This window comes from Stenotrophomonas sp. SMYL41, assembly GCF_036319965.1.
Lineage (GTDB): Bacteria > Pseudomonadota > Gammaproteobacteria > Xanthomonadales > Xanthomonadaceae > Stenotrophomonas > Stenotrophomonas maltophilia_R.
Genome location: NZ_JAWIRX010000026.1, coordinates 47,937 through 57,365, shown reverse-complemented (window position 1 = coordinate 57,365; position 9,429 = coordinate 47,937). Strand labels below are relative to the sequence as shown.

Here is a 9,429-nt window from a genome sequence, read left to right as displayed (position 1 = left end):
GCTGATGAGTCAGTTGCTGATCCGGCATCGCGGGTAGTTTCCAGCCAACGGCGCAGCCCCTCGTGGGTGGTGTCTGGTTGGTCGTGGAAAGCAAAAGCCGTGGGGGGGGCGGGGGGGGGGGGGGGGGGGGGGGGGGGGGGGGGGGGGGGGCGGGGGGGGGGGGGGGGGGGCCCCGCGGCCACCCCCCCCGGGGCGCCGCCCCCCCCCCCCCCCGGGGCCCCCCCCCCCCCCCCCCCCCCCCCCACCGGCCTCTGACAGATTTCGGTGGCCTGCCACCCACGGAGAAGAAAAAGAAGATCAAAAGCGGATCGCGCGCTGCGCTTGCTCGTGTAAAGCCGAGCACATGCTCGGCTTCGCGGACCGGCCAGGCTGCCTTTGCTTTTGATCTTCTTTTCTCTTCCGTGGATGGATGCGCACGGAACCTGTCCGTGGCCGGGCCGGGGCGCCGCGCCGCTGCGTGCGCCGCCTGGTCGGGGCGCCCGCTCTAACATGGACGTACTTGCAGCGGCCCCTGCGCAGTCCACCTGCCCGGCCTCACCCATGACTGCTCTACGTGTCCACCCACGAGGGGCTGCGCCGTTGGCTGGAAACTACAACCCAACCCCGGCGTCGCCCTCAGGCTCCAGCGCCTTCACCAGCACCGCTGCCTGCGTTCGGCTATGGCACTCGAGCTTCTTCAGGATCGCGGTGACATGCACCTTCACCGTGTTCTCGGCCAGCCCCAGCGTGTAGGCGATCTGCTTGTTGAGCAGGCCATCGGCCAGGCACAGCAGCACGCGGAACTGCTGCGGGGTCAGCTGGGCCAGGCGGCTGGCCAGCAGCGCGTCGGCCTCCGAGCGCTCGGCGGCCATCGCCGGGAACCACAGGCCACCATCGAGCACCGCCTGCACGGCCTCGCCGATGGTCTCGGCCGGGGCCGACTTCGGGATGAAACCGGCCGCGCCGAACTGCTGGGCGCGGCGGATCACCCGCGGATGGTCGTTGGACGAGAGAATCACCACCGGAATGTCCGGATGCGAGCCACGCACATGCAGCAGCGCTGAAAAGCCGTGCGCGCCAGGCATGGTCAGGTCGAGCAGCACCAGGTCCACGTCCGGCTGGACGTCGAGCGCCTCGGCCAGCGCCTCAGCGCTGGCGACCTCGCGCACCTGCGCCAGCGGCAGGCTCTGCCGCAATGACTGCACCACCGCCGAACGCAGCAGCGGGTGGTCATCGGCGATCAGGATGGTGTATTCGCTCATGCCGCCATTGTACGGGCAGGCCGCCGCGTCAGCGCCCCGCCGGTTCCACGCTGCTGCGCCAGGCATCAAGGAACTGGCGGCGCTTGAGCGCATCCAGGTACACCAGCAGGCCCGGGCCGAGCTGGATCGGGCGGCGGCTGCGGCCCGGCGCATCATCGCCACGAGCATCGCCGGTCACGATCGGCATCAGGCGCGCTTCGCGCGAGAGCACCTGCTGGCCACGCGGCGACAGCAGGTAATCGAGGAAGCGCCGGGCCTCCTCCGGATGCGGGCCAGTCCGCGGAATCACGGCGGTGCGCAGCACCACCAGCGTGTAGTCCTCGGGTTCAACGATGGCCAGCGGCGCGCCGGCATCGACGCGTGCCTGCGCGTAGGAGCCGAGCACGTTGTAGACCAGCGACAGCTGGCCGCTGGCCACCTTGTCCAGCAGCACGCCGGTGCGCTCCTCGCGGACCACGTCGTTGTCGCCGAGCGCACCCAGCAACGCGCCGGCGATGCTGCCACGCTGCGCATCCTGGGTCGCCAGCAGATAGCCGACACTGCTGCGTTCGATGTCATAGGTGCCGACCTTCCCGCGCAGCGGTGCGCCCTCGGCGCGCAGCCGGTCCAGCAGCTGGCGGCGCGTGTGCGGCACCTTTGCCGAAGGCATCGCGCGGGTGTTGTAGACCATCACCACCGGCTCGTAGCTGATGCCGAACGCCTCGTTGCGCCACTGTGCCCAGGCCGGCAGCGCAGCGGTCTGCGCCGAACGGTGCGGCAGCGCATGGCCATCGTTGACCAGCTTGGTCTGCAGGTCCATGCCGCTGGAGATCAGCAGGTCCGGCGATGCCGGCCCGGCACGGTCATGCAGGTACCGCGCGTACAGGTCCTGGGTGATGATGTCCTCGTACACCACCTCGGTGCCTGGGTGCAGACGCTGGTAGTCGGCAATGACCACCGCGAACACCTCGATGTCGGTGGTGCCGTGGATGCGCAGCTGCGCGGTGGCCGCTCCCTGTGCGGGAAAACGGCGCACATCGCCCGGCGCGGCCAGCACCGGCAGGGCCAGCAGCAGGGCAACGGCCGTGGCGAACAGGCGGATCATGAACTGCTCCGTGGCAGGCGGATGGTGGCGATCAGCCCGCCCTGCGGGCGGTTGCTGAGGTCGATGCGGCCGCCATGGCTGTCGACCACCCGCTTGACGATGGCCAGGCCGAGTCCGGCGCCGCCGGATGGCGCACCTTCGCCACGGGCGAAGCGTTCGAACACGCGCTCGGCATCGGCGGCCGCGATGCCTGCGCCATGGTCGGCGATGGTCAGCACGGCCTGCTCGCCTTCCACGGTCAGGGCGATCTGCAATGCGCCGTCGCCGCCGTACTTCAGTGCGTTGTCAACCAGGTTCTTGATCGCCTCGCGCAGCAGCAGCGCATCGCCGTGCACCTGCACCGGTTCGGAGGTCATCGCCAGCTGCACGCGCGGCGCCGGGCCGGCCTGCGGCAGCGCTTCATGCAGGGCCTGGTGCACGGTCTCGGCCAGGTCCACGGCAGCAAAGCGCTGCAGGTGCGAACGATGGATCACGCTGGCATCGCTGAGCAGCTGGTTGAGCAGCCGGCTCATGTGGGTGGCGTTGCGCTCGATCGCCTGCAGGCTGCGCCGCATGTCCTCCGGGTCGTCGTCGTCCAGCGCCAGCTGTGCCTGCGCGCGCAATGCCGCCAACGGCGTGCGCATCTGGTGCGCGGCCTCGGCCATGAACGCGCGCAGCGTCTCGTTGCTGCTGGACAGGCGCTCCATGAAACGGTTCAGCGCCGCCACCATCTGGTCCATCTCGCGTGGCACGCGGGCATCCAGCGGCTTCAGGTCGGACGGTTCGCGGCGCGACAGCTCGCGCTCCACCCGCACCAGCGGCCGGAACGCACGATGCACGCCGAAGGCCACCAGTGCCAGCAGCAGCCCGGACAACACACCGATCGCCAGCAATGCACGATTGACCATGTCCTGCGCGACCGCTTCACGCGCACGCCGGGTCTGGCCGACCTGCACCTGTACCTCACCCTGCGCCGAGGCGGCGGCGAAACTGCGGCCGACCACCACGAAGCGCACGGTCTCACCGCTGTATGCCGCATCGAACAGCTGCGGCTGGGTACCAGGCCGGCGCGGCGGTGCGGGCAGGTCACCGTAGCCGGTGATCAGCGTGCCGCGGCTGTCGGCCACCCGGTAGAACACGCGGTCTTCCGGCGCCATCGCCAGCAGGTCCAGCGCCGCATACGGCAGATCGACCTGCCACTGGCCATCGACCAGGGCCACCGAATCGGCAATGGACAGCGCCGAGGACACCAGCAGGTGATCGTAGGAGCGGTTGGCGGCGCGCTGGCCGTAGTCGCGCGCGGCGAACAGCAGGGCCACCGCGAACACCGCCAGCAGCACGCCGAGGTAGAGCAGCAGCGTGCGCCGCAGCGAACCCGGCGCGGCCGTCGCAGCGCGCGCGTCAGCCATCGGCGTCGGTGCTTCCATCACTGGCTTCCAGCAAGTAGCCCACGCCACGCACCGTGGTGATGCGCAGCGGCGCGGCGGCCAGCTTCCTGCGCAGGCGGCCGACATACAGTTCGATGGCATTCGGACCGGCCTCATCGTCGAACCCGAACAGGCCGTTGCCGATCTCGTCCTTGCCGACCACCTGGCCAAGGCGGCCGACCAGTATCTCCAGCAGGCGGTATTCGCGGTTGGGCAGTTCGATCGGCTCCCCGTCGAGGCTGACCCGGTGTGCAGCATTGTCGAACTGGAAGCCGCCGATCTGCACCACTTCGCTGGCCTGGCCACGCGCACGCCGCAGCAGCACGCGGCAGCGCGCTTCGAACTCGCGGAAGTCGAACGGCTTGCCCAGGTAGTCGTCGGCGCCCACGTCCAGCGCCTGCACGCGATCTTCGATGCCATCGCGTGCGGTCAGCATCAGCACCGGCGTGCTGTCGCCGCGCTCGCGCATGCCGGCCAGCACACGCAGGCCATCGAGCTTGGGCAGGCCGATATCCAGCACCACCAGGTCGAAGCTCTGGTAGCGCAGCACGCTGGCAGCGGCCAGGCCATCGGCCTGCCAGTCCACGGCGTGCCCGCTGCGGCGCATCCGGCGGATGATCGCATCGGCCAGATCCGGGTTGTCTTCGACCAGCAGCAGGCGCATGGGCACACGGGTGGGAGGGGAACCGAATGCTACCGCATGCCGCCGCCGCGCTTGCCGGGCGTGGCCCAGGGAGCGCAGCGGCCGCTTTTACGCTGCACCGCACAAACCGTTGACAGGACGATGACAGCTTGCCCGACCCAGACTGCGGCCGCGCACCGTCCGGTGCCCACCGATTGCCGCGCGCCTGGCGCGCACCTGGGAGGGTTTGTGGAATTCACGTTTGCCTGGCGGCGTCCTGCCGCCATGATGGCCTTGGCTGCACTGTCGGCGCCGGCCTTTGCCGCCGAAGACGACCGCCCGGTCACCGCCAGCCTCGGTGGCCGCCTGCACCTGGACTTCGCCACCTTCGACAACGACAACCGCGGCACCCCGAACAAGGACGACACCGAGATCCGCCGCGCCTGGCTGGACGTGTCCGGCAAGTTCTTCGTGGTCGACTACAAGCTGGAAGCGGACTTCTCCGGCGACCGCGTCGAGGCCAAGGACGTGTACCTGGCGCGCAGCTTCGGCAAGGCCGGCAAGCTGACCGTGGGCCAGTTCAAGCAGTACTTCTCGCTGGATGACCGCACCAGTTCCAACTACGGCAGCTTCCTGGAGCGCGGCAACGCCGGCACTACGCTGGCGCCGCTGTACCGCCTGGGTGCGTCGTGGCAGGCCAACCCGGGGGACTTCACCTGGGCGGCCAGCCTCTACAGCCTGGAGAGCATCGACGCCTGGCAGGTGAAGGGCCGCGCCGCCGGTGGCCGCGTCACCTGGGCCCCCTCGCCCAGCGATGGCGACGTGCTGCACCTGGGCCTGTCGCTGGCCCGCGAGGCCTATGACAACCCGGGCGCCAACGGCGTACCCGGCCTGCGCATCCGCCCGCGCCCGGCCGGCCACCTGTCCGACGAGAGCCGCCTGACCCTGGTTGACTTCTCCGCCGGCCGCGATACCGACGTCAACAAGTGGTCGCTGGAATACGCGCAGGTGCGCGGCCCGCTGTCGTGGCAGGGGGAATTCAGCGGTGCCACCTTCGATGACGGCGCGCAGCGCGGTGACGTGATGGCGGCCTACGGCATGCTCAGCTGGTTCGTCACCGGCGAAAGCCGCGCGTATGACCGCAAGACCGGCCGCTTCGCGCGGGTGAAGGACATCCGCCACAAGGCCGGTGCCTTCGAAGTGGCATTGCGCTACGACCAGATGTGGGGCGCGCAGCACCTTGACGGTGCACCCGACCTGCGCCGTGGCAGCACCGAAGCGTGGACACTGGGCGGCAATTGGTACCTGCGCGACAACCTTCGCTTCATGCTCAACGTGATCGAAAGCCGCAACCGCGACCGCCTGGCCGGGGTCACGGTGGACCGCACGCGCGCCGTCACCGGCCGCCTGCAGTACGACTTCTAAGCCCGGCATTCCGGGCACGCCGCCCGGGCCCCTTCCACTCCCCCACGTCCTGTTTCCGCAAGGAGTCCGCAGATGATGCTGAGCATCCTCGGCTTTGGCATGGTCATTACGTTCATGTACTTGATCATGAGCAAACGCCTGTCGCCGCTCGTCGCCCTGATTACCATCCCCATCCTGTTCGCGCTGATCGGCGGCTTCGGCGCCGGCATCGACGAGATGATGCTGGAGGGCATCAAGAAGATCGCGCCGACCGGCGTGATGCTGATGTTCGCCATCCTCTACTTCGGCGTGATGATCGACGCCGGCCTGTTCGATCCGCTGGTGCGGGTGATCCTGCGCTTCGTCAAGGGCGACCCGATGAAGATCGTGCTCGGCACCGCCGTGCTGGCGATGCTGATCTCGCTCGACGGTGATGGCTCGACCACCTACATGATCACCGTCTCGGCGATGCTGCCGCTGTACCAGCGGCTGGGCATGAACGCGCTGAACATGACCTGCGTGACCATCCTCGCCGGCGGCGTGATGAACCTGACCCCGTGGGGCGGCCCGACCGCACGCGCGGCCACCGCGCTGCACGTGGACCCGGCCGATGTGTTCGTGCCGCTGATCCCGTCGATGGTGATCGCCTGTGCCGGCGTGCTGCTGCTGGCCTGGTACCTGGGCCTGAAGGAACGCCGCCGCCTCGGTGTGGTGACCCTGCCCAAGGGTGGCAGCTGGATGGACAACAGCGTGTCCGACGACAGCAACGCGCTGCCGACCGTGGAAGACGCCGAGGACATCAAGCGGCCGAAGCTGCTGTGGGTGAACCTGGCCCTGACCGTGGCGCTGATGACCGCGCTGATCATCGGCGTGCTGCCGATGCCGGTGCTGTTCATGGTCGGCTTCGCCATCGCCCTGGTGATCAACTACCCGAACCTGGCCGAGCAGCGCCGCCGCGTGGTCAACCACGCCGGCAACGTGCTGTCGGTGGTGTCGCTGATCTTCGCCGCAGGCATCTTCACCGGCATCCTCAACAACACCGGCATGGTCGAAGCGATGTCGCACAGCTTCCTGGCAGTAATTCCGGAATCGTGGGGCCCGTACCTGGCGGTGATCACCGCGGTGGCATCGATGCCGTTCACCTTCTTCATGTCCAACGACGCGTTCTACTTCGGCGTGCTGCCGATCCTGTCCGAGGCCGCCGGCAACTACGGCATCACCCCGGTGGAAATGGCGCGTGCCTCGCTGGCCGGACAGCCGGTGCACCTGCTCAGCCCGCTGGTGCCGTCCACCTACCTGCTGGTGGGCCTGGCCAAGGTCGAATTCGCCGACCACCAGAAGTTCACCCTCAAGTGGGCCATCGCCATCTCGATGCTGTTGATGGTCGGCAGCCTGCTGTTCGGCCTGTACCCGCTCGCTGCCTGACCCCTTACCAAGGAGCCTTCTGCAATGACGCTTCGAATCGCTTACGTCACCAGCGGCATGGGCAGTGTCGGTACTGCCATCTGCCAGAGCCTGGCCCGCAGCGGCCACACCGTGGTCGCCGGTTGCGCGCCAAACTCGCCGCGCAAGGCCAACTGGCTGCGCGAGCAGCGCGAACAGGGCTTCGACTTCATCGCCTCCGAAGGCAACGCCACCGACTGGGCCTCGACCAGCGCCGCGTTCGCCAAGGTCCGCGCTGAAGTCGGTGAAGTGGACGTGCTGGTCAACAATTCCGGCGGCAGCCGCGACCTGCTGTTCCGGCAGATGACGGTGGAGGACTGGAATGCGGTGATCGCCTCCAACCTCAACGCGTTGTTCAACCTGACCAAGCAGGTGGTCGACGGCATGGCCACGCGCGGCTGGGGCCGCATCATCAACATCGGCTCGGTCAGCGCCCACAAGGGCCAGATCGGCCAGGTGAACTACGCCACCGCCAAGGCCGCGATGCATGGCTTCAGTCGTGCGCTGGCCGCGGAAGTGGCCTCGCGCGGGGTCACCGTCAACACGCTGTCGCCGGGCTACATCGCCAGCCAGGCGATCAGCAGCTTCCCGCCTGATGTACTGGACCGGCTGGCCGCCTCGGTACCGGTGCGCCGCTTGGGTCGCCCCGAGGAAGTGGCCGGCCTGTGCGCCTGGCTGGCCTCGGACGAAGCCTCGTACGTGACCGGCGCCGACTATCCGGTCAACGGTGGCCTGTACATGGGTTGAGCCCGTCTCCACGCAACGCGTGGACCGCCTCCCCCACGGAGTGCGCGGGGCCGGTGAACCTTCGCTTGCGAGGGGGATCCGGCCCCTTTTAATTTCTGCATTTCTGAGACGCACTTCCCGATACATCGGCAGAACCGGTGCTATACCTGCCAACGCTCGCTGAGCCCGATGGATGAACGGTCGGAATCGCGGATCAAGGAGGTCGGCATGCGTGCATTGCTGATTGCGCTTCTCGTGGTCGCTACGCTGCTGGCGACACCGGCCCGCGCGGAGCCCCCGCCCATGCGGGTGATCACGGGTCTGGGCTGCCCCGACTGGCTGATCCCAGGCGCGCCCACGCTCGACGCGCAGATCACCGGCCATCCGGAGTAGACCTTCGCCTGGGCTCCCGCGTCCTATACCAATCGCAATCCCATCCGGATCTACATCCAGTCCTTCGACTGCGATTCCTCCGACATTGCAGGCTATTACTTCCGGATCGCAGCCATTGCCCATGAAGTGGGACACGCACTGTACTTCGAAGGTATCGCCTTGAGCACCCGAGGCGCGTTCATCCAACACTTCTGCACCATGGAGGGGAAAGCGGTACTCAACAACCTCACCGCGCGCAGTGAGCTTCTGGTGACCAGCCTGGGGTACTACGACATCGGCGTAGCTGCATCCAACGGTCCTGGCCTCATCGCACAGGCCGATGCCGGCGGTGAAGACCTGGACCGGCGGGTAGGTAAGCTGTTCTGCGACAACAACGTAACTTCAACCACCGGCGAGAACTACAACGACTTCTACGGAAGAATCTACGATGAAGCGATCGCCGCCCGTCCCTGAACTTCTTCTGCTCCTGAGCCTGTTGGTTTCCGGTTCTGCAACTGCAGCCACGTCCGCTGCCACTGCGGAAGAGGCGGACGCAACCTGGCGGCTCGTGGAGCGCTGGTCCTTGCAACTGGCACGCTCTGACCTTGTCGCACAGCTGTCACCACTGGCTCCGGCCGGCTCGCGTTCGGAAGCAAGAAGGGGCCGGGGCGACAGCGCCACCATCGACCTGGCGCCATTCGTGGTCGCTGGGAGGATCAAGGGACCTTCTGGCCAGATCTACACCGATGCGTCGGGGCGAATCATCAAAGGCATTACGCTGTCGCTGGGCGGCGCCTGCATCTCGCGGAAGCAGATGGGTCGTCGCTATCCCGACTTCAACGTCCTTTCCGTCCCGTCAGGGCATAGCCTCGACGAGTCCACGGTGTTCGGTACGGTAGTGAACGGCATCCAGATCGGGTTCTCATTCTCCGAACATGACCGTGACTGCATGGACCAGCTCAAATTGAGCTGGCCAGGGGAGCGCTTCTGATTCCCACCGACATACCACCATGACGAACAGGTTGCAGGACGCACACCACTGCCCTGCACCATTCGTTGGTTTTTCGTAAAGAAGGTTTCATGTTCCGTTCGCATAGTGGCCATGCACCGCGCACGCGTGCCGGTGACCAC

General features: G+C 67.6%; 10 protein-coding genes. 6 read left to right on the top strand and 4 right to left on the bottom strand.

What is annotated here, in order from left to right; all coding sequences use genetic code 11:
• Positions 1–590: 590 nt before the first annotated feature.
• Genes V3B30_RS21530 through V3B30_RS21515 form a run of 4 tightly spaced genes read right to left on the bottom strand, consistent with a single transcriptional unit; the run spans position 591 to position 4,395 of the window.
• Positions 591–1,241 carry a response regulator transcription factor gene (locus V3B30_RS21530; RefSeq protein WP_100473871.1) on the bottom strand — a complete coding sequence of 217 codons (651 nt, stop codon included), beginning with the start codon at positions 1,239–1,241 and terminating at the stop codon, positions 591–593.
• Between the two features lie 28 nt (positions 1,242–1,269).
• Positions 1,270–2,325 (bottom strand): ABC transporter substrate-binding protein, encoded by a 1,056-nt coding sequence (locus V3B30_RS21525; RefSeq protein ID WP_100473872.1) that lies wholly within the window; start codon positions 2,323–2,325, stop codon positions 1,270–1,272.
• Positions 2,322–3,713: a sensor histidine kinase gene (locus V3B30_RS21520; protein ID WP_262083788.1), complete on the bottom strand. Its 1,392-nt coding sequence runs from the start codon at positions 3,711–3,713 to the stop codon at positions 2,322–2,324. The genes V3B30_RS21525 and V3B30_RS21520 overlap by 4 nt, the downstream gene beginning before the upstream one ends.
• A complete protein-coding gene (locus V3B30_RS21515; RefSeq protein ID WP_262083702.1) occupies positions 3,706–4,395 on the bottom strand; it encodes a response regulator transcription factor in 690 nt (229 codons plus the stop codon). The genes V3B30_RS21520 and V3B30_RS21515 overlap by 8 nt, the downstream gene beginning before the upstream one ends.
• 243 nt (positions 4,396–4,638) lie before the next feature.
• Here V3B30_RS21515 and V3B30_RS21510 point away from each other — a divergent pair, with 243 nt between their 5' ends.
• From V3B30_RS21510 to V3B30_RS21485, 6 genes are all read left to right on the top strand, one after another.
• On the top strand, positions 4,639–5,778 hold the full coding sequence (locus V3B30_RS21510) for a porin (RefSeq protein WP_071228133.1): 1,140 nt from the start codon (positions 4,639–4,641) through the stop codon (positions 5,776–5,778).
• 75 nt (positions 5,779–5,853) lie between these two features.
• Positions 5,854–7,182 (top strand): CitMHS family transporter, encoded by a 1,329-nt coding sequence (locus V3B30_RS21505; RefSeq protein ID WP_049480602.1) that lies wholly within the window; start codon positions 5,854–5,856, stop codon positions 7,180–7,182.
• Positions 7,183–7,206: 24 nt separating this feature from the next.
• Complete coding sequence (phbB, locus tag V3B30_RS21500; protein WP_005419193.1) at positions 7,207–7,947, top strand: acetoacetyl-CoA reductase; 741 nt, start codon at positions 7,207–7,209, stop codon at positions 7,945–7,947.
• A gap of 207 nt (positions 7,948–8,154) precedes the next feature.
• Entirely contained in the window at positions 8,155–8,319 is a 165-nt protein-coding gene (locus V3B30_RS21495; RefSeq protein ID WP_262083701.1) for a hypothetical protein, read from the top strand.
• A 159-nt stretch (positions 8,320–8,478) separates the two neighbouring features.
• Positions 8,479–8,772 (top strand): hypothetical protein, encoded by a 294-nt coding sequence (locus V3B30_RS21490; protein WP_262083700.1) that lies wholly within the window; start codon positions 8,479–8,481, stop codon positions 8,770–8,772.
• The gene (locus tag V3B30_RS21485) at positions 8,747–9,289 is read left to right on the top strand and encodes a hypothetical protein (RefSeq protein ID WP_100473874.1); all 543 of its coding nucleotides are present in this window, start codon (positions 8,747–8,749) and stop codon (positions 9,287–9,289) included. Before V3B30_RS21490 ends, V3B30_RS21485 begins: the two co-directional genes overlap by 26 nt.
• The last annotated feature ends 140 nt before the right edge of the window (positions 9,290–9,429 follow it).